Annotated in this window: 16 protein-coding genes; 10 read left to right on the top strand and 6 right to left on the bottom strand. The window is 57.7% G+C overall.

What is annotated here, in order from left to right; translation table 11 throughout:
* The 4 genes from galT to modE all read right to left on the bottom strand — a co-directional run bounded on the left by galT (window position 1) and on the right by modE (window position 4603).
* Window positions 1-1047, bottom strand: coding sequence for a galactose-1-phosphate uridylyltransferase (gene galT / locus SK51_RS19935; RefSeq protein WP_022647481.1), 1047 nt, complete (start codon window positions 1045-1047; stop codon window positions 1-3).
* A gap of 9 nt (window positions 1048-1056) precedes the next feature.
* Window positions 1057-2073, bottom strand: coding sequence for a UDP-glucose 4-epimerase GalE (gene galE / locus SK51_RS19930; protein ID WP_022647482.1), 1017 nt, complete (start codon window positions 2071-2073; stop codon window positions 1057-1059).
* A 201-nt stretch (window positions 2074-2274) separates the two neighbouring features.
* Window positions 2275-3747, bottom strand: a complete 1473-nt coding sequence (gene modF, locus SK51_RS19925) for a molybdate ABC transporter ATP-binding protein ModF (protein WP_022647483.1) — start codon at window positions 3745-3747, stop codon at window positions 2275-2277.
* A 67-nt stretch (window positions 3748-3814) separates the two neighbouring features.
* Window positions 3815-4603, bottom strand: coding sequence for a molybdenum-dependent transcriptional regulator (gene modE, locus SK51_RS19920; protein ID WP_022647484.1), 789 nt, complete (start codon window positions 4601-4603; stop codon window positions 3815-3817).
* Window positions 4604-4730: 127 nt separating this feature from the next.
* On the opposite strand from modE, the gene SK51_RS19915 reads away from it, so the two are divergent.
* The 4 genes from SK51_RS19915 (at window position 4731) to modC (ending at window position 7585) form a co-directional block, all read left to right on the top strand.
* Window positions 4731-4883 carry an AcrZ family multidrug efflux pump-associated protein gene (locus tag SK51_RS19915; RefSeq protein WP_003858549.1) on the top strand — a complete coding sequence of 51 codons (153 nt, stop codon included), beginning with the start codon at window positions 4731-4733 and terminating at the stop codon, window positions 4881-4883.
* 178 nt (window positions 4884-5061) lie between these two features.
* Window positions 5062-5838 carry a molybdate ABC transporter substrate-binding protein gene (gene modA, locus SK51_RS19910; RefSeq protein WP_023299624.1) on the top strand — a complete coding sequence of 259 codons (777 nt, stop codon included), beginning with the start codon at window positions 5062-5064 and terminating at the stop codon, window positions 5836-5838.
* Window positions 5835-6527 (top strand): molybdate ABC transporter permease subunit, encoded by a 693-nt coding sequence (gene modB, locus SK51_RS19905; RefSeq protein ID WP_006809548.1) that lies wholly within the window; start codon window positions 5835-5837, stop codon window positions 6525-6527. The genes modA and modB overlap by 4 nt, the downstream gene beginning before the upstream one ends.
* Window positions 6527-7585, top strand: coding sequence for a molybdenum ABC transporter ATP-binding protein ModC (gene modC / locus SK51_RS19900; RefSeq protein WP_017384950.1), 1059 nt, complete (start codon window positions 6527-6529; stop codon window positions 7583-7585). The genes modB and modC overlap by 1 nt, the downstream gene beginning before the upstream one ends.
* Here modC and SK51_RS19895 read toward each other — a convergent pair whose 3' ends face one another.
* A complete protein-coding gene (locus SK51_RS19895) occupies window positions 7586-8404 on the bottom strand; it encodes a pyridoxal phosphatase (RefSeq protein ID WP_022647486.1) in 819 nt (272 codons plus the stop codon).
* Between the two features lie 119 nt (window positions 8405-8523).
* Here SK51_RS19895 and pgl point away from each other — a divergent pair, with 119 nt between their 5' ends.
* Window positions 8524-9519, top strand: coding sequence for a 6-phosphogluconolactonase (pgl, locus tag SK51_RS19890; RefSeq protein ID WP_023305719.1), 996 nt, complete (start codon window positions 8524-8526; stop codon window positions 9517-9519).
* Between the two features lie 103 nt (window positions 9520-9622).
* On the opposite strand, the gene SK51_RS19885 is transcribed toward pgl, so the two are convergent.
* The gene (locus SK51_RS19885) at window positions 9623-10906 is read right to left on the bottom strand and encodes a putative acyl-CoA thioester hydrolase (protein WP_023305720.1); all 1284 of its coding nucleotides are present in this window, start codon (window positions 10904-10906) and stop codon (window positions 9623-9625) included.
* 223 nt (window positions 10907-11129) lie between these two features.
* On the opposite strand from SK51_RS19885, the gene hutI reads away from it, so the two are divergent.
* The 5 genes from hutI (at window position 11130) to hutH (ending at window position 17375) form a co-directional block, all read left to right on the top strand.
* The gene (gene hutI / locus SK51_RS19880) at window positions 11130-12353 is read left to right on the top strand and encodes an imidazolonepropionase (RefSeq protein WP_023305721.1); all 1224 of its coding nucleotides are present in this window, start codon (window positions 11130-11132) and stop codon (window positions 12351-12353) included.
* Window positions 12350-13288 (top strand): formimidoylglutamase, encoded by a 939-nt coding sequence (hutG, locus tag SK51_RS19875; RefSeq protein WP_023305722.1) that lies wholly within the window; start codon window positions 12350-12352, stop codon window positions 13286-13288. Before hutI ends, hutG begins: the two co-directional genes overlap by 4 nt.
* A gap of 19 nt (window positions 13289-13307) precedes the next feature.
* A complete protein-coding gene (locus tag SK51_RS19870) occupies window positions 13308-14042 on the top strand; it encodes a histidine utilization repressor (RefSeq protein ID WP_023305723.1) in 735 nt (244 codons plus the stop codon).
* A 127-nt stretch (window positions 14043-14169) separates the two neighbouring features.
* Window positions 14170-15858, top strand: a complete 1689-nt coding sequence (hutU, locus tag SK51_RS19865) for a urocanate hydratase (protein WP_023305724.1) — start codon at window positions 14170-14172, stop codon at window positions 15856-15858.
* Window positions 15855-17375: a histidine ammonia-lyase gene (hutH, locus tag SK51_RS19860; protein WP_023305725.1), complete on the top strand. Its 1521-nt coding sequence runs from the start codon at window positions 15855-15857 to the stop codon at window positions 17373-17375. The genes hutU and hutH overlap by 4 nt, the downstream gene beginning before the upstream one ends.
* The last annotated feature ends 56 nt before the right edge of the window (window positions 17376-17431 follow it).

Raw genomic sequence — 17431 nt, 5'->3', positions numbered from 1 at the left:
TTAGACTCCTGATTCGCGGTAATGGACGTCGCTAACGGCACGCAGGCGTTCTGCCGCCTGTTCCGCCGTCAGGTCGCGCTGGGTTTCCGCCAGCATTTCATAGCCCACCATGAATTTACGTACCGTCGCAGAACGCAGCAGCGGCGGATAGAAGTGTGCATGTAACTGCCAGTGTTGATTCTCTTCGCCGTTAAACGGCGCACCGTGCCAGCCCATGGAGTAGGGGAAGGAACACTGGAACAGGTTGTCGTAGCGGCTGGTCAGTTTTTTCAGCGCCAGGGCAAGGTCGTCTCGCTGGGCGTCGCTGAGGTCCGTAATACGCTGAACATGGGCCTTTGGCAGCAGCAGCGTTTCAAACGGCCACGCCGCCCAGTAAGGGACTACCGCAAGCCAGTGCTCGGTTTCCACCACAGTGCGGCTGCCGTCCGCCAGTTCACGCTGGGTGTAATCCACCAGCATCGGCGAACCGTTCTGGGCGAAATAGGCTTTTTGCAGCCGGTCTTCACGTTCGGCTTCGTTCGGCAGGAAGCTGTTCGCCCAGATCTGGCCGTGCGGATGCGGGTTAGAGCAGCCCATCGCCGCGCCTTTATTTTCAAATACCTGCACCCACGGATAGGTCTGGCCCAGCTCCGCCGTTTGCGCCTGCCAGGTGCTGACCACCTCTTTCAGCGCCTCAACGCTCAGCTCCGGCAGCGTTTTGCTGTGATCGGGAGAGAAGCAGATCACGCGGCTGGTGCCGCGGGCGCTTTCACAGCGCATCAGCGGGTCGTGGTTTTCCGGCGCGTCCGGCGTGTCGGTCATCAGCGCCGCAAAATCGTTAGTGAAAACGAAGGTGCCTTTGTAGTTCGGGTTTGTATCGCCCGTCACGCGCGTGTTGCCCGGACAGAGGAAGCAGTCCGGATCGTGCTGCGGCAGCGACTGTTTGGCAGGCGTCTCTTGCGCCCCCTGCCAGGGGCGCTTGGCGCGATGCGGTGAAACTAAAATCCATTGCCCGCTGAGCGGGTTAAAACGACGATGCGGGTGATCAACGGGATTGAATTGTGTCATGACAAATCCTTAATCCGGATAACCCTGCGGATGGCGTGACTGCCAGTGCCAGGTATCCTGTGCCATTTCATCAAGCGTGCGGGTAACACGCCAGTTAAGCTCTTTATCCGCTTTGGTGGCATCGGCCCAGTAAGCCGGGAGGTCGCCATCACGACGCGGCGCGAAGTGATACTTCACTGGCTTGCCGCAGGCTTTACTGAAGGCATTCACCACATCCAGCACGCTGCTGCCGACGCCGGCGCCGAGGTTGTAAATATGCACGCCCGGTTTATCCGCCAGCTGCTGCATCGCCGCCACGTGGCCGTCGGCCAGATCCATCACGTGAATGTAATCGCGCACGCCGGTGCCGTCTTCGGTGGGATAATCGTTACCAAAAATCGCCAGGGAGTCGCGACGCCCTACGGCAACCTGCGCGATATACGGCATCAGGTTATTTGGAATGCCTTGCGGATCTTCACCCATGTCGCCTGACGGATGCGCGCCAACCGGGTTGAAGTAGCGCAGCAGCGCGATGCTCCACTCAGGCTGGGCTTTTTGCAGGTCGGTCAGGATCTGCTCTACCATCAGCTTGCTTTTGCCATACGGGCTTTGCGGCGTACCGGTCGGGAAGCTTTCAACGTAAGGAATTTTTGGCTGATCGCCGTAGACGGTCGCGGAAGAGCTGAAGATAAAGTTTTTAACGTTCGCCGCACGCATGGCGGAGATCAGACGCAGGGTACCGTTGACGTTGTTGTCGTAGTACTCAAGCGGTTTTGCTACCGATTCGCCCACCGCTTTCAGGCCCGCGAAGTGGATAACGGTTTCAATCGCGTGATCGTGAAGGATTTCAGTCATCAATGCTTCATTGCGGATATCGCCTTCCACGAAAGTCGGCTGTTTACCCGCAAGGCGTTCAATGACCGGCAGCACGCTGCGCTTACTGTTGCACAGGTTATCAAGAATGACGACATCGTGGCCGCTTTGCAGAAGTTGTACGCAGGTATGACTTCCTATGTAACCGCTACCACCTGTTACCAGAACTCGCATATTTCGCTCCATTAGGCTTATGGTATGAATTAACCATAGCATATCAGAGACGCGAAAAGTGTGACATGGGATAAAATAGTGGTATCGTTTACACTGGTTTTCACAGGCGCTTTTTCACAGACTGAGTGCATTGTAGATCAAAGAGATAGAGATGTATTGTTGCAGGTTGTCTGAAAAGCGGAGGGCAGCGCCCTCCACGCGTTAATCGATTTTGCTCAGCAGGTAGCGGTAATGCTCGCCGTCAGGCACAAATTCCAGCCGATGGGTGATGCAGGACGGGGCATCCTCAGCATGGTGGGAGACAAACAGCAGCTGGGTTTCACCTTCGCTAATCAGGACATCCACAAAGCGGCGGATCAGCTGACGGTTGAGGGGATCCAGCCCCTGCAACGGTTCATCAAGAATCAACAGCGTAGGATGCTTAACCAGCGCGCGGACGATCAATGCCAGCCGCTGCTGCCCCCACGACAGGCTGTGGAATGGCGCATCGGCTACCCGGTTGTCCATACCCAGAATATCCAGCCACTGCTGCGCCAGCTTGTGCTGCTTGTCGGATACCGCCTGATAAATACCAATGGAATCGAAGAAGCCAGAGAGGATCACGTTTCGCACCGTAGTGCTCACCCGGTAGTCCAGATGCAGGCTGCTGCTAACATAACCGATATGCTTTTTGATATCCCAGATGGTTTCCCCGCTGCCGCGGCGGCGGCCGAAGAGGGTCAAATCGTTGCTGTAACCCTGCGGGTGATCGCCAGTGATCAGGCTTAGCAGCGTGGATTTACCCGCCCCGTTGGGGCCGACGATCTGCCAGTGCTCACCAGGATTAACCGTCCAGCTGAGATGATTAAGAATAGGGCGATCGTCGTAAGCAACCACCCCATCGCGCAGCACAATGCGCGGCTGGTCAGGATCCAGCCCGTGGCGTGCCGAAGGGGCATCCGGCTCCGGCAGCGCAATACCGTCCAGTTTCTCGCTGTGGGCCAGCTGTGCAATTAGCGCCTGCCGGAGCAGTACGGCTTTCTCGCCGGTTTCGGTCAGGCTACAGTCCGCCAGCACGCCCGCGTAATGTACGAAATCCGGGATCTCATCAAAGCGGTTAAGGACCAGCACAAGGGTGTATCCCTGCTGGTTAAGCGACGCCAGCAACGCTGCCAGCTGCGCGCGGGACTGCACATCCAGTCCGTCAAACGGTTCATCCAGAATCAGGAGTTCCGGCTCGCTCATCAGCGCCTGACACAGCAGCGTTTTGCGCGTCTCGCCGGTAGAGAGATATTTAAAGCGGCGGTTAAGCAGGGCGGTAATGCCAAATTGCTCCGCCAGCTGCTGACAGCGGGCAGGATCTTTTATCTCATCCTGGATAATGTCCGCCGTCGTGCGGCCGGTATCTTCTTCGCCGGGGCTGAGCAAATCGGTATTGTTACGCTGCCACTCATCGCTGACCAGCTTTTGCAGCTGTTCAAAGGAAAGGCGCGTAAGCCGGGTAAAGGTGCACTGACGCTCACCCTTCAGCTGGGTTAATTCGCCAGCCAGGGCGCGGGCCAGCGCGGATTTTCCGCTGCCATTCGTGCCCACAAACGCCCAGCTTTCTCCGGCGCGAAGGGTTAACTCTGGCAGCGATAAGGTACGGGTATCGCTAAGACGAAACGTGCCTTGCGAAATATGCAATGATGACATGTGTTATCCCATTTTTTGCAGCAACAGATGTCAGGGATACTCAGTGTTGGTGGGGTTGTCAATGCGCTTAGCACAATGTGGCGATAATTACCCGGTCTGCATTGAAATATGCGGTCACCACAGCACCTTCATCTAATTCGGTCGCGTCGTTCACCGGAACGGTGGCGCAGAGCGACTGTCCATCCGGCAGGGTCATCAGCACTTCACACTGTTCTGCGCCGCGCTCGATGTGGCTGATACGCCCGCGTAGCTGGTTGTCGGCCTCGGCGGCCTGCTCAGGGTTAAGCGTGATGCTGATCCAGGGCGCTTTGAGTAATACCAGCACCTCCTGACCTTCGTTCAGCCCAAGGCGTTGACCGCTTTGCGCGGTGATGGCGGCTTTCAGGCGCGTTGTGCCGTCCGCGAGCAGGATCTCAATATGCTCCTGCACCTGCGAATGATCGCGCCCCGTCACCGTACCAAACCATTGGTTGCGGGCGCTGGTCTGCAAAGAGAAACGGGAGATGGCGCCCAGCAGGCTGTCCAGCGGCAGGTTGTCGTCATCGCTCAGCACATCAAATGCTTTTTGCTGGATCTGCGCCAGTAAGTCATAGAGCTGGATCAGGCGTTGCCCGTAACGCGTCAACACGGCGCCGCCGCCGCCTTTTCCGCCGGTGGCGCGCTCTACCAGCGTTTGTTCGCTCAGGGTGTTCATGTCGTTAATCGCATCCCAGGCGCTTTTATAGCTGATGCCGGCGTTTTTGGCTCCCTGGCTAATCGAGCCAGTTTGTTCTATTTGTTTTAACAGGGCGATGCGTCGCGGATCGGCGAAAAGCTTCTGCTGAAGTCGTAGGGTGAGGAGAATTTCGGCCTGCATAACAATGTCCCGGCAAAAAGGTTATTGTGACCCAAATGTCCGGGTGCGGAAAGCGCACCGCACAAAAGGGGATGTTTTTCTTACTTTTCAGGGTAGAATAAGCCGTTCACAAGATCTGGAGAAAACCATGTTAGAGTTGTTGAAAAGTCTGGTATTCGCGGTAATCATGGTGCCAGTAGTGATGGCTATCATCCTCGGTGCCATCTACGGCCTGGGTGAAGTGTTCAACGTCTTTTCGAACATTGGTCATCGTCGTGACCAGCCTAAAAAGCAGCAATGATTTCCTCCAAAACGCCCGGCCAGCCCGGGCGTTTTGCTCTCAAGTTTATTCCTCTCCCGCCGATATCTTTTACAACGTTCCTTGAGTTTACGCATTAATGGGTACGATTTAGCGCTAGGAACGCCTGCGATATGTCGTTATATTTGTTTGTATATAACGATACGCACAGGAGCTTCAAATGGCACGTTCATGGGTACGCCTTTTCGCAGGGGCAACGCTGACTCTCTCACTCACCGGCCACGCGCTGGCGGATGAAGGAAAAATCACGGTCTTTGCGGCGGCGTCGCTGACTAACGCGATGCAGGATATTGCTGCGGTATACAAAAAAGAGAAAAACGTCGAGGTCGTTTCGTCGTTTGCCTCCTCGTCCACGCTGGCCCGCCAGATCGAAGCGGGGGCTCCGGCTGATCTGTTCATCTCTGCCGATCAGAAATGGATGGACTACGCGGTGGAGAAAAAATCTGTTGATACGGCTAGCCGCGAAACCCTGCTGGGAAATAGCCTGGTGGTGGTCGCGCCCGCAAACAGCAAGCAGGGCGACATCGCCATCAACAAACAGACGGACTGGACCCGTCTGCTCAACGGTGGCCGTCTGGCGGTAGGCGATCCGGAGCATGTTCCTGCCGGGATTTATGCGAAAGAAGCGCTGCAAAAACTGGGCGCATGGGAGACCTTATCGCCGAAGCTGGCTCCCGCAGAAGATGTGCGCGGCGCGCTGGCGCTGGTGGAGCGTAACGAAGCGCCACTCGGGATCGTTTACGGCTCCGATGCCGTCGCCAGTAAAGGTGTGAAGGTGGTCGGTACCTTCCCGGAAGACTCGCATAAGAAAGTAGAATATCCTGTTGCGATAGTTGATGGACATAAAAATGCGACCGTGACGGCCTTCGTTGACTACCTGAAGGGGCCTGAAGCGTCCGCTATCTTTAAACGTTACGGATTTACGACTCACGAATGATATTGACCGAACCTGAATGGCAGGCCGTGCTGCTGAGCCTGAAAGTCTCTTCCCTGGCGGTTGCACTGAGTTTGCCCTTTGGGGTGTTCTTTGCCTGGTTACTGGTTCGCGTGAAGTTTCCAGGCAAAGCCCTGCTCGACAGTGTTCTCCATCTTCCGCTCGTGTTACCGCCTGTGGTGGTCGGCTATCTGCTGCTGATCTCTATGGGGCGACGCGGTTTTATCGGCGAATGGCTGTACGATTGGTTCGGCCTGACCTTTGCTTTCAGCTGGCGCGGCGCGGTTCTGGCCGCGGCAGTAATGTCCTTCCCGCTAATGGTGCGCGCTATCCGCCTGGCGCTGGAAGGGGTGGATATCCGGCTAGAGCAGGCCGCCCGCACGCTGGGTGCAGGCCGCTGGCGGGTATTCCTGACCATTACGCTTCCGCTCACCTTACCGGGCATTATCGTCGGTACGGTGTTAGCCTTCGCCCGCTCACTGGGTGAGTTCGGCGCGACCATCACCTTTGTGTCCAACATTCCCGGCGAGACGCGGACCATCCCGTCGGCCATGTATACCCTGATTCAAACCCCGGGTGGCGAAGGTGCGGCGGCCCGGCTGTGTATTATTTCGATTGTACTCGCCCTGGTCTCGCTGCTGGTGTCTGAATGGCTGGCGCGCCTCAGCCGTGAACGGATGGGGAAACCGTGATGCTGGAACTCAACTTTACGCAAACCCTGGGCAGCCACACTCTGACGCTTAACGAAACGCTGCCTGCCAGCGGTATCACCGCCATTTTTGGCGTTTCCGGGGCAGGGAAAACGTCGCTGATTAATGCGATTAGCGGCCTGACGCGTCCCCAGTCTGGCAGAATTGTGTTAAATAACCGCGTCTTAAACGACGCGGAGAAGAAGGTCTGCCTGTCACCGGACAAGCGCCGCATCGGCTATGTGTTTCAGGATGCGCGCCTGTTTCCGCACTACAGCGTGCGCGGAAATCTGCGCTATGGCATGGCAAAAAGCATGGCCGGACAGTTCGATAAGCTGGTGGCGCTGCTGGGCATCGAACCGCTGCTCGATCGTCTCCCGTCTTCGCTGTCGGGTGGTGAAAAACAGCGCGTGGCGATTGGCCGCGCCCTGTTAACCGCGCCGGAATTGTTGCTGCTGGATGAGCCGCTGGCCTCGCTGGATATTCCGCGCAAGCGCGAGTTGCTGCCGTATCTGCAACGTCTGGCGCGGGAAATCAACGTGCCCATGCTGTACGTCAGCCATTCGCTGGATGAGATCTTACATCTGGCCGACAAAGTGCTGGTGCTGGAGGCGGGCAGGGTGAAGGCATTCGGCAATCTGGAAGAGGTATGGGGCAGCAGCGTTATGCATCCGTGGCTGCCAAAGGAGCAGCAGAGCAGCATTCTGAAGGTGAGCGTGCTGGAGCACCATCCACATTATGCGATGACCGCGCTGGCGCTGGGTGACCAGCATTTGTGGGTGAATAAAATCGATACGCCGATTCAGTCCACGTTACGGATCCGCATTCAGGCGTCGGATGTCTCCCTGGTGCTGCAACCGCCGCTGCAAACCAGTATCCGCAATATTTTGCGCGCAAAAGTGGCGCAGTGTTTTGATGATAACGGCCAGGTAGAAGTGCAACTGGAAGTGGGCAACAGAACGCTGTGGGCGCGCATCAGCCCGTGGGCCAGGGATGAGTTAGGCATCAAGCCTGGCCTGTGGCTTTACGCGCAAATCAAGAGCGTCTCTATCACCGCCTGATTACAGCAGGTGGGTATAAATATACTGCGCGATGCTGTCGGTGGTGTTATCGCCAATCACCACGTTAGCACGCGCTTTCACCGCATCATCGGCGTTGCCCATCGCCACGCCCGTTCCGGCCGCTTCCAGCATGCTGATGTCGTTATAGTTATCGCCGAAGGCAATCACGTCCTGCATTGACCAGCCCTGTGACTCAACGAACTGGGTCAAACGCTTTCCTTTGCTGTTGCCTTTACGGGCGATATCCACCTGATCGTGCCAGGACCATTCACATTCCAGACCCAGCGTATGCTCGACATGTTTTGCGAAGGTGTTCAGTTTGGCAGTGTCTTCATCGGTCAGGGCAAATTTCCAGATTGCCTGGACGTCTTCCGCCGCCTGGCGCAGGGAGGAAACCTGAGTGAACACCGGACGCTGCGCTTCCGGCAGAGACAGGGCCCAGTTGCTGGTGCGGATCACATGGCCGGTAGGGCGTTCATACAGCATGGCGTTATCCACATACATCAGGCCGTGAATCGCGTGCTCATCCAGTAAATCAATCAATTGCAGCGCCTGCGGAACGGGAAGCGGATCAGAGGTTAAAACCTTTTTTGCCTGATAATCATACAAATAAGTGCCATTACAACAAATTGCAGGTGTATCTAAGCCCAGTGCCTGATAAAAAGGATGAATGGCTACGTGATGTCGACCCGTTACGATGAGAAGTTGATACCCCGCTTCCCGGGCTCGTTTGAGGGCCTCAAGAGAAGAGGGGAGCAGGGTTTTCTGAGGGGTAAGCAGTGTTCCGTCTAAATCCAGGGCAATCACTCGCGAGGTCATTTTTTCTTCCGGGTTAATGTTGAATTTAAGGTCTGTCGGGATGGTACACCGAGAGCGGAACCCTGCAAAATCCCGGACTACAATTCAGCATTCACCGTTAAAAATAATCAGGAGTATTCATGAAACAAACCGTTTATACCGCCAGTCCTGAAAGTCAGCAGATCCATGTCTGGCGTTTGAATACAGAAGGTTCGCTTACGCTGGTTCAGGTTGTTGATGTGCCAGGCCAGGTGCAGCCGATGGTCGTCAGCCCGGATAAACGTTTTCTTTATGTCGGGGTACGCCCGGAATTCCGCGTACTCGCATACCGCATCTCCCCGGATGACGGCGCGCTGACCTATACCGCAGAAGCGCCGCTGCCGGGCAGCCCGACCCATATTTCTACCGACCATAAAGGCAACTTTATCTTCAGCGGCTCCTACAATGCAGGCTGCGTGAGCGTCACCCGCCTGGAAGACGGTATTCCCGTTGAAACCGTCGACGTGGTAGAAGGGCTTGAGGGTTGCCACTCCGCCAACATTTCGCCGGATAACCGCACGCTGTGGGTGCCAGCGCTGAAGCAGGATCGCATCTGCCTGTTTACCCTGAGCGATGACGGTCATCTGGTCGCGCAGAGCCCGGCGGAAGTCACCACCGTGGAAGGCGCAGGCCCGCGCCATATGGTCTTCCACCCGAATCAGCAGTATGCCTATGTCGTTAACGAGCTGAACAGCTCGGTAGATGTCTGGGAGCTGAACGATCCTAACGGGCAGATCGAGTGCGTACAGACGCTGGACATGATGCCAGCTGATTTCTCCGACACACGCTGGGCGGCAGACATTCACATCACGCCGGATGGCCGCCACCTGTATGCCTGTGACCGTACCTCCAGTTTGATCACCGTCTTCAGCGTCTCAGAAGACGGCAGCGTTCTGGCAGTTGAGGGCTTCCAGCCGACAGAAACCCAGCCGCGCGGCTTTAATGTCGATCACAGCGGCAAATACCTGATTGCGGCGGGGCAGAAATCCCACCACATCGCGCTCTATGAAATCAAAGGCGTGCAGGGTCTACTGGAAGAGAAAGGACGCTATGCGGTCGGACAAGGGCCGATGTGGGTTGTAATTAACGCTCACTGATCCGTAGACGAAAAAAAACCTCGCACATGCGAGGTTTTTTTATGCGTGGTTAATGCATGAGGTAGGCCGGGTAAGGCGTAGCCGCCACCCGGCAGCAGGCATTTTACTGCTTCGGTTCAGTAACCACTTTGCTACCCAGACCGCGGTTGTTGTATTCCCACATGCGGTTGAAGTTAGCGTCGTTCAGGTTACGCTGCACGTTGTCTTTATCATCCACCGTGCCGGTGTTGCCGGAGAAAGGACGTTTCGAGATCGCCGCATCCGCCCACGGTTTCGCCATGTTAAAGCCTTCGTTAATCACGCTGTCGCGGATCACGACCTGGCCGTTAGTGGCGGAGTCCACGTCCAGAGAGCGGCCAAGCTGCGCCACGCCATCGCCAGCAGCAGTAAAGCGGCTATTCACGGCCAGGAAGCCATAGAACAGATTGGACTGCGTGGCCGGGGCAAAGACGTAACCTTCCTGCTGCGTACGTGAATTCACCACGCGGAAGTCGGTGTTATCAAACACCACCGCGCCGCGACCGGAGACCATATCCACGTCGCCTTCAATGTAGCTGTTGGTGACCAGAGTACGCGTCAGACGGTTGTTCTGAAGGGTATTCTGCACGCCGCTGTTGGTCACGAAGAAGGTATTCTGGCGGCCCAGGATATTGACGTTGTTAATCTGTACCTTGTCGCCATCGCTACGCAGCGCCACGGCCTGGTGATTACCTGCGTCAACGCTGTCGCCCAGGGTGTTCTGAATGGTCAGGTTCTGCAATTGCAGGCCATTGTTCTGTGACCAGAATACCGCCGAGCACATCACGCCAATGGTGGCGGCACGTTTGCGCTGGCAGTTATCAAACATATACCACGCCGGTTTACCTGGCATGTATTTACCGGCCGGGTTCACCAGATGGCGCCAGGTGGTGCTGTCGATCTCTGAATCAATCGCCAGGCCAATTTTCACGTCGACCGCTTTTTCGCCAAGTCCGTAAAGCGTAATGCTTCCCGGTGCAGCCGGAACATAAACGGTTCCTTCGTATTCACCCGGCAGGATGGCAATGTACTGACGAGATGCGCTGTGTTTGGTGATTGCGGCATCAACAGCTGCCTGAATTGAGGTGTGCGTAACGCCCTCTGCTCCGGCCGGGCCGACAACGAAGTCTGGCTGTTTCGGCAGGTTAATAGAAGAAGGCGTCCATGGGGCTGCATTGGGATCCATCGCCGAGAAATAGTGCGCACGGGTGAAGTTCTTCGCTTCAGCCGCTGACAGGATCGGACGGGAAGCGGTGCCCGGAGCAACCTGCTCAGATGGTTGCTGATCCGGTGGTGTTGAACTGCAAGCGGATAAAGTCACGCCAAAGGCGAGTGCCAACGCCAGACGGGAAATCCTGGAAATATTCAAGGTAATGCTCCTGGGTATGCAAGTCTTATCTGAATAGACGAAATAGCCTGCTTTTTTATACTAAGTTGAGCGAAACGGGAAGATAAAAACGGGAAAAGTTGCATTTTTGCCCGCAGGCGACGGGAAAGTCATCACAAATAAATAACATTTTCCTGCAAGGCGGTTGACAGCAGGTGACAGATGAAAATAAATGTCTATACAACCCATGACAAGCGGAAGGCACATGCAGCAGCTTCATCCCGATGATGTGATATGGCGAAATGCGCGACTGGCGACCCTGGCGACAGGTGAGCCGGAACCCTACGGCCTGAAAGAACAACATGCCCTCGTCGTGCGCGGCCAGACGATTGCGGCCGTTATTCCTGAAGCCGAGATCCCCTCCGGGCATCGTCAGTGTGTCGATCTCGACGGGCGTCTGGTTACTCCCGGCCTGATCGATTGCCACACCCATCTGGTGTTCGGCGGCGATCGCGCAGCGGAATGGGAACAACGGCTTAACGGCGTGTCGTATCAGACCATCAGCGCGCAGGGCGGCGGTATTAACGCCACGGTCACGGCGACCCGCAACAGTTCGCCGGAAATGCTCCTGACGGTGGCACAGCAGCGGCTCCAGCGGCTGATGAATGAAGGCGTAACGACCATTGAAATCAAATCGGGATACGGACTGAATGCCCAGGCCGAAGAGAAAATGCTGCTGGTTGCCCGCCAGCTCAGCCTGAACAATCTGGTCGATATCAGCCCGACGCTGCTGGCCGCGCACGCCGTTCCTGCCGAGTACCGACAGGATCCGGATGCCTATCTCACGCTGGTCTGTGAGCAGATCATGCCCACGCTGTGGCAAAAAGAGTTATTTGAAGCGGTGGACGTGTTTTGTGAAAACGTCGGCTTTACCCCGGTGCAAACCGAGCGCCTGTTCCGGGCCGCCGCCGCGCTCGGGATACCGGTTAAAGGGCATGTAGAGCAGCTGTCGAATCTGGGCGGCGCGGCGCTGGTCAGCCAGTATAAGGGGCTGTCGGCCGATCATATTGAGTATCTCGATGATGCAGGTATTCAGGCGATGGCGCAAAGCGGCACGGTGGCGGTATTGCTCCCCGGCGCGTTCTATTTTCTTCAGGAGCGCCAGCGTCCACCGGTGGCGCAGCTCAGAGAGCAGGGCGTGCCGATGGCGGTGGCTACCGACTACAACCCGGGCACCAGCCCGTTTGCCAGCCTGCATCTGGCAATGAACATGGCCTGCGTCCAGTTTGGCCTCACGCCGGAAGAGGCCTGGGCTGGCGTGACGCGGCATGCGGCGCAGGCGCTAGGTCGTGGCGCGACGCACGGGCAGTTAAAGCCCGGTTATGTGGCTGATTTCGTCGTCTGGGAGGCGAATCATCCGGTTGAGATGGTTTACGAGCCGGGGCGGAATCCTTTATATCAACGCGTGTTTCGGGGGCAGGTAGCATGAAATTGTGGCATCCCGCTTCCCCGCAGGTCTGGCAGGGTCGTGACGACAGCGCCGAATCCAGCACCGCGAAACGTCTTTTCCAGACCATACAGCAGCGCGTACACTTTGCACCCGTGCCGTCAGGCATCGCCCTGCTGGGCTTTGAATGTGATGAAGGGGTTAAGCGTAACCAGGGCAGGCCCGGTGCTGCACAGGCTCCCGATGTGCTGCGCGGCGCGCTGGCGAATATGGCGAGCCATCAGGGGCATGCGCGCCTCGTGGATATGGGCTCCATTTTTGTTGAAGGCAATGCGCTGGAGGCGGCACAGCAGGCGCTGAGCGAGGCCATAACCGCGTGCCAGCAATCCGGGATGCGTACTCTGGTTTTTGGCGGTGGACATGAAACCGCCTGGGCGCACGGGCGCGGCGTGCTGGACGCCTTTCCGAACGATCGCATTGCGGTGATCAACCTGGATGCGCACCTCGATTTACGTAAGGCTGAACGGGCTACGTCCGGCACGCCGTTCCGCCAGCTGGCGCTCTACTGCGCGTCGCAGTCGCGGTCGTTTCACTACGCCTGCCTGGGGGTAAGCCGTGCGGCGAATACCCAGGCGCTGTGGGAGGAAGCTGAACGGTTGAACGTGATGCTGGTTGAAGATCTCGATTTTCGCCGGGATGCGCTATCCGCGCTGGAAAGCGTGCTTGCGCAGGCAGACCGGGTTTATCTCACCGTTGACCTTGATGTGCTGCCCGCCGCAGAAATGCCCGCCGTATCCGCCCCTGCGGCGTTGGGGATCCCGGCGCTGGATCTGTTCCCGGTGATTGAGCGTATCTGCCGAAGCGGTAAACTACAGGCGGCGGATCTGGTGGAATATAATCCGCACTACGACCGGGACGGTCAGGGGGCGAAGCTTGCCGCCCGACTGGCCTGGCAAATTGCTCACTGGTGGGCATAACCACATTACAGGAGTCAGCATGTTTTCACGCTCACCGCAGCAACCCTCCAGCCCACCCGCACCTTTTTATGAGAAGGTGAAAAAGGCGATCAGCGAAAAAATTGCTGCCGGCGTCTGGCGTCCGCACGACCGTATTCCCTCCGAAGCTGAACTGGTCGCGCAGTTTGGCTTTAGTCGAATGACCATTAACCGGGCGCTGCGGGAACTGACCGATGAAGGGTTGCTGGTGCGTTTGCAGGGTGTCGGAACCTTTGTCGCCGAGCCAAAAGGACAGTCGGCGCTGTTTGAAATCCGCAGCATTGCCGATGAAATTGCCGCCCGCAACCATCAGCACCACTGCGAAGTGCTGGTGCTTGAAGAGACGCAGGCCAGCGCCGAACAGGCCATCGAGCTGAACGTTAACGAGGGCACCCGGATCTTCCATTCGGTGATGGTGCATTATGAGAACGATATTCCGGTCCAGATTGAAGATCGCTGCGTCAACGCGGAGCGGATCCCGGACTACCTGAACCAGGATTACACCCAAACCACACCGCATGCGTATCTCTCGCTCGTCGCCCCGCTGACGGAAGGGGAGCATATCGTGGAGGCCGTGCGCGCCACGCCTCAGGAGTGCGAGTTGTTACGTATTAAAGAGCACGATCCCTGCCTGCTGATCCGCCGTCGTACCTGGTCATTCTCGCAGATCGTGTCGCATGCGAAGCTGCTGTTCCCGGGGAATCGCTACCGGTTGCAGGGCCACTTTATGTCATAAGTTTTATAAGCGTGATCGCTAACGCAATATAGCAAAATTGTATCTTTTTTGTTAAATCCGACCTTGTGCGTGCTTGTCTATACAAGTATATCTAAATGCATCACCTGTCCCTTATGAGGAACACACAATGTCGTCAGATAAATACCGCAAGCAGGATGTCCGCGCCGCGCGCGGCACCACGCTCACCGCAAAAAGCTGGCTCACCGAAGCACCGCTGCGCATGTTGATGAACAACCTTGATCCTGAGGTAGCAGAGAATCCCCATGAGCTGGTGGTCTACGGCGGCATTGGCCGCGCCGCGCGCAACTGGGCGTGCTATGACGCGATTGTCGAGTCTTTGACGAATCTCGAAAACGACGAAACGCTGCTGGTGCAATCCGGCAAACCGGTTGGCGTATTCAAAACCCATAAAAATGCGCCACGTGTGCTGATTGCCAACTCCAACCTGGTGCCGCACTGGGCGACGTGGGAACATTTCAACGAGCTGGACGCAAAAGGGCTGGCCATGTACGGCCAGATGACCGCCGGCAGCTGGATCTACATCGGCAGCCAGGGGATTGTGCAGGGCACCTATGAAACCTTCGTGGAAGCGGGCCGACAGCACTATAACGGCTCACTGAAAGGCCGCTGGGTGCTCACCGCCGGACTGGGCGGCATGGGCGGCGCGCAGCCGCTGGCCGCGACGCTGGCGGGCGCGTGCTCCCTGAACATTGAGTGCCAGCAGAGCCGCATCGATTTCCGTCTGCGTACCCGCTATGTTGATGAACAGGCCGACAACCTCGATGACGCGCTGGCGCGCATCAAAAAGTACACCGCTGAAGGCAAAGCCGTGTCGGTTGCCCTGTGCGGCAACGCGGCGGATATTCTGCCGGAACTGGTGGCGCGCGGCGTGCGTCCGGATCTGGTCACCGACCAGACCAGCGCTCACGATCCGCTTCATGGTTACCTGCCAAAAGGCTGGACGTGGGAAGATTACCAGCAAAAAGCGGAAACCAATCCTGAGGGCACGGTACTGGCGGCTAAACGCGCCATGGCGGAACACGTCTCCGCGATGCTGGCCTTCAGTAAGATGGGTATTCCGACCTTTGATTACGGGAATAACATCCGCCAGATGGCGAAAGAGATGGGGGTTAATAACGCCTTTGATTTCCCCGGCTTCGTGCCCGCCTATATTCGTCCGCTGTTCTGCCGCGGCATCGGGCCGTTCCGCTGGGTTGCCCTCTCCGGCGACCCGGAGGATATCTACAAAACCGACGCCAGAGTAAAAGAGATTGTCGCCGACGATGAACATCTGCACCGCTGGCTGGATATGGCGCGCGAGCGCATTAATTTTCAGGGCTTACCGGCGCGTATCTGCTGGGTCGGGCTGGAGTGGCGGCAAAAACTCGGCCTCGCCTTTAACGAAATGGTGCGCAGCGGCGAAGTCTCCGCGCCGATCGTCATTGGCCGCGACCACCTGGACTCCGGCTCTGTCGCCAGTCCGAACCGTGAAACCGAAGCCATGCGCGACGGCTCGGATGCGGTCTCCGACTGGCCGCTGCTGAATGCCATGCTGAACACCGCCAGCGGCGCAACCTGGGTGTCGCTGCACCACGGCGGCGGCGTCGGGATGGGCTTCTCCCAGCACTCCGGGATGGTCATCGTCTGTGACGGTACCGACGAAGCGGCGGCACGTATTGCTCGCGTGCTGCATAACGACCCGGCAACCGGCGTGATGCGCCACGCGGATGCGGGTTACGAGATTGCCATTGATTGTGCCAAAGAGCAGGGCTTGAACCTGCCGATGATCCCCGCCACACAAGGAAAGCCTGCATGAACGCGTTAACACTTACTCCCGGCTCTTTGTCGCTCAAACAGCTGCGTCACGTCTGGCGTCAGCCGGTGACACTCGCCCTTGATGAAAGCGCCCACCGTGCCATTAATGACAGCGTGGCCTGCGTGGAGGCGATTGTAGCGGAGGGGCGCACCGCCTACGGCATCAATACCGGGTTTGGCCTGCTGGCGCAGACCCGCATTGCCACGCACGATCTGGAGAATTTACAGCGTTCGCTTGTGCTCTCGCACGCGGCGGGCGTTGGCCAGCCGCTGGACGATGAGATCGTCCGCCTGATGATGGTGTTGAAAATCAACAGCCTGGCGCGTGGGTTTTCCGGCATTCGTCTGAGCGTGATCCAGGCGCTGATGGTGCTGGTGAATGCTGAAGTTTATCCGTGGATCCCGGCGAAGGGCTCCGTCGGAGCTTCCGGCGATCTGGCACCGCTGGCGCATATGTCGCTGCTCCTGCTGGGTGAAGGCAAGGCGCGCTGGCAAGGGGAGTGGCTGCCTGCGAAAGAGGCGCTGAAAAAAGCCGGCTTAGCGCCGATCACCCTCGCGGCAAAAGAAGGGCTGGCGCTGCTCAACGGCACGCAGGCGTCGACGGCCTTTGCGCTGCGCGGCCTGTTTGAAGCGGAAGATCTGTTCGCCTCCGCGGTGGTGTGTGGTGCGCTGACCACTGAAGCGGTGCTCGGCTCGCGTCGTCCGTTCGATGCCCGCATCCACGAGGTGCGCGGCCAGCGTGGTCAGATTGATGCCGCAGCCATGTACCGCCACGTACTTACCGATACCAGCGACATTGCCGATTCGCATCACAACTGCGAGAAGGTGCAGGATCCGTATTCTCTGCGCTGCCAGCCGCAGGTGATGGGCGCATGCCTGACACAGCTTCGCCAGGCGGCAGAAGTGCTGCTGGTGGAGGCCAATGCGGTGTCCGACAACCCACTGGTGTTTGCTCAGGAAAACGAGGTGGTCTCCGGCGGCAACTTCCACGCCGAGCCGGTGGCGATGGCCGCAGATAATATCGCGCTGGCGATGGCCGAAATCGGAGCATTGTCCGAGCGTCGAATCGCACTAATGATGGATAAACACATGTCCCAGCTGCCGCCGTTCCTGGTGCGCAACGGCGGCGTGAATTCGGGCTTTATGATCGCCCAGGTCACCGCCGCAGCACTGGCAAGCGAAAACAAAGCCCTGTCGCATCCGCACAGCGTGGACAGCCTGCCAACGTCAGCAAATCAGGAAGATCACGTTTCGATGGCCCCGGCTGCCGGGCGTCGACTGTGGGAGATGGCCTCCAACACCCGCGGCGTGCTGGCGGTGGAATGGCTGGCGGCGTGTCAGGGTATTGATTTACGCGAAGGGCTAAAATCCAGCCCGCTGCTGGAGCAGGCGCGTCATACGCTGCGCGAGCACGTTACGCACTACGATGAGGACCGCTTCTTTGCGCCGGATATTGATAAGGCGATACAGCTTCTGGAAGAAGAAACCCTTGCAGGACTGCTACCTTCCGTGCTGTGATTTTTTTGCCCGGTGGCGCTGCGCTTACCGGGCCTACGAATACGAAATGTAGTCCG

Origin of the sequence: Enterobacter sp. MGH85, from assembly GCF_001037655.1 — a bacterium.
In the GTDB taxonomy this organism is placed as follows: Bacteria; Pseudomonadota; Gammaproteobacteria; order Enterobacterales; family Enterobacteriaceae; genus Enterobacter; species Enterobacter intestinihominis.
Note: the sequence above shows the minus strand (reverse complement) of the source record. Positions and strands in the feature narration are given on the sequence as shown.

Coding starts and splice junctions, on each gene's coding strand:
- modB (WP_006809548.1), top strand. CDS start 5,835: ATGATATTGACCGAACCTGAATGGCAGGCCGTGCTGCTGAGCCTGAAA.
- SK51_RS19915 (WP_003858549.1), top strand. CDS start 4,731: ATGTTAGAGTTGTTGAAAAGTCTGGTATTCGCGGTAATCATGGTGCCA.
- modF (WP_022647483.1), bottom strand. CDS start 3,747: ATGTCATCATTGCATATTTCGCAAGGCACGTTTCGTCTTAGCGATACC.
- modE (WP_022647484.1), bottom strand. CDS start 4,603: ATGCAGGCCGAAATTCTCCTCACCCTACGACTTCAGCAGAAGCTTTTC.
- hutU (WP_023305724.1), top strand. CDS start 14,170: ATGTCGTCAGATAAATACCGCAAGCAGGATGTCCGCGCCGCGCGCGGC.
- SK51_RS19895 (WP_022647486.1), bottom strand. CDS start 8,404: ATGACCTCGCGAGTGATTGCCCTGGATTTAGACGGAACACTGCTTACC.
- hutH (WP_023305725.1), top strand. CDS start 15,855: ATGAACGCGTTAACACTTACTCCCGGCTCTTTGTCGCTCAAACAGCTG.
- galT (WP_022647481.1), bottom strand. CDS start 1,047: ATGACACAATTCAATCCCGTTGATCACCCGCATCGTCGTTTTAACCCG.
- hutI (WP_023305721.1), top strand. CDS start 11,130: ATGCAGCAGCTTCATCCCGATGATGTGATATGGCGAAATGCGCGACTG.
- SK51_RS19870 (WP_023305723.1), top strand. CDS start 13,308: ATGTTTTCACGCTCACCGCAGCAACCCTCCAGCCCACCCGCACCTTTT.
- pgl (WP_023305719.1), top strand. CDS start 8,524: ATGAAACAAACCGTTTATACCGCCAGTCCTGAAAGTCAGCAGATCCAT.
- modA (WP_023299624.1), top strand. CDS start 5,062: ATGGCACGTTCATGGGTACGCCTTTTCGCAGGGGCAACGCTGACTCTC.
- hutG (WP_023305722.1), top strand. CDS start 12,350: ATGAAATTGTGGCATCCCGCTTCCCCGCAGGTCTGGCAGGGTCGTGAC.
- modC (WP_017384950.1), top strand. CDS start 6,527: ATGCTGGAACTCAACTTTACGCAAACCCTGGGCAGCCACACTCTGACG.
- galE (WP_022647482.1), bottom strand. CDS start 2,073: ATGCGAGTTCTGGTAACAGGTGGTAGCGGTTACATAGGAAGTCATACC.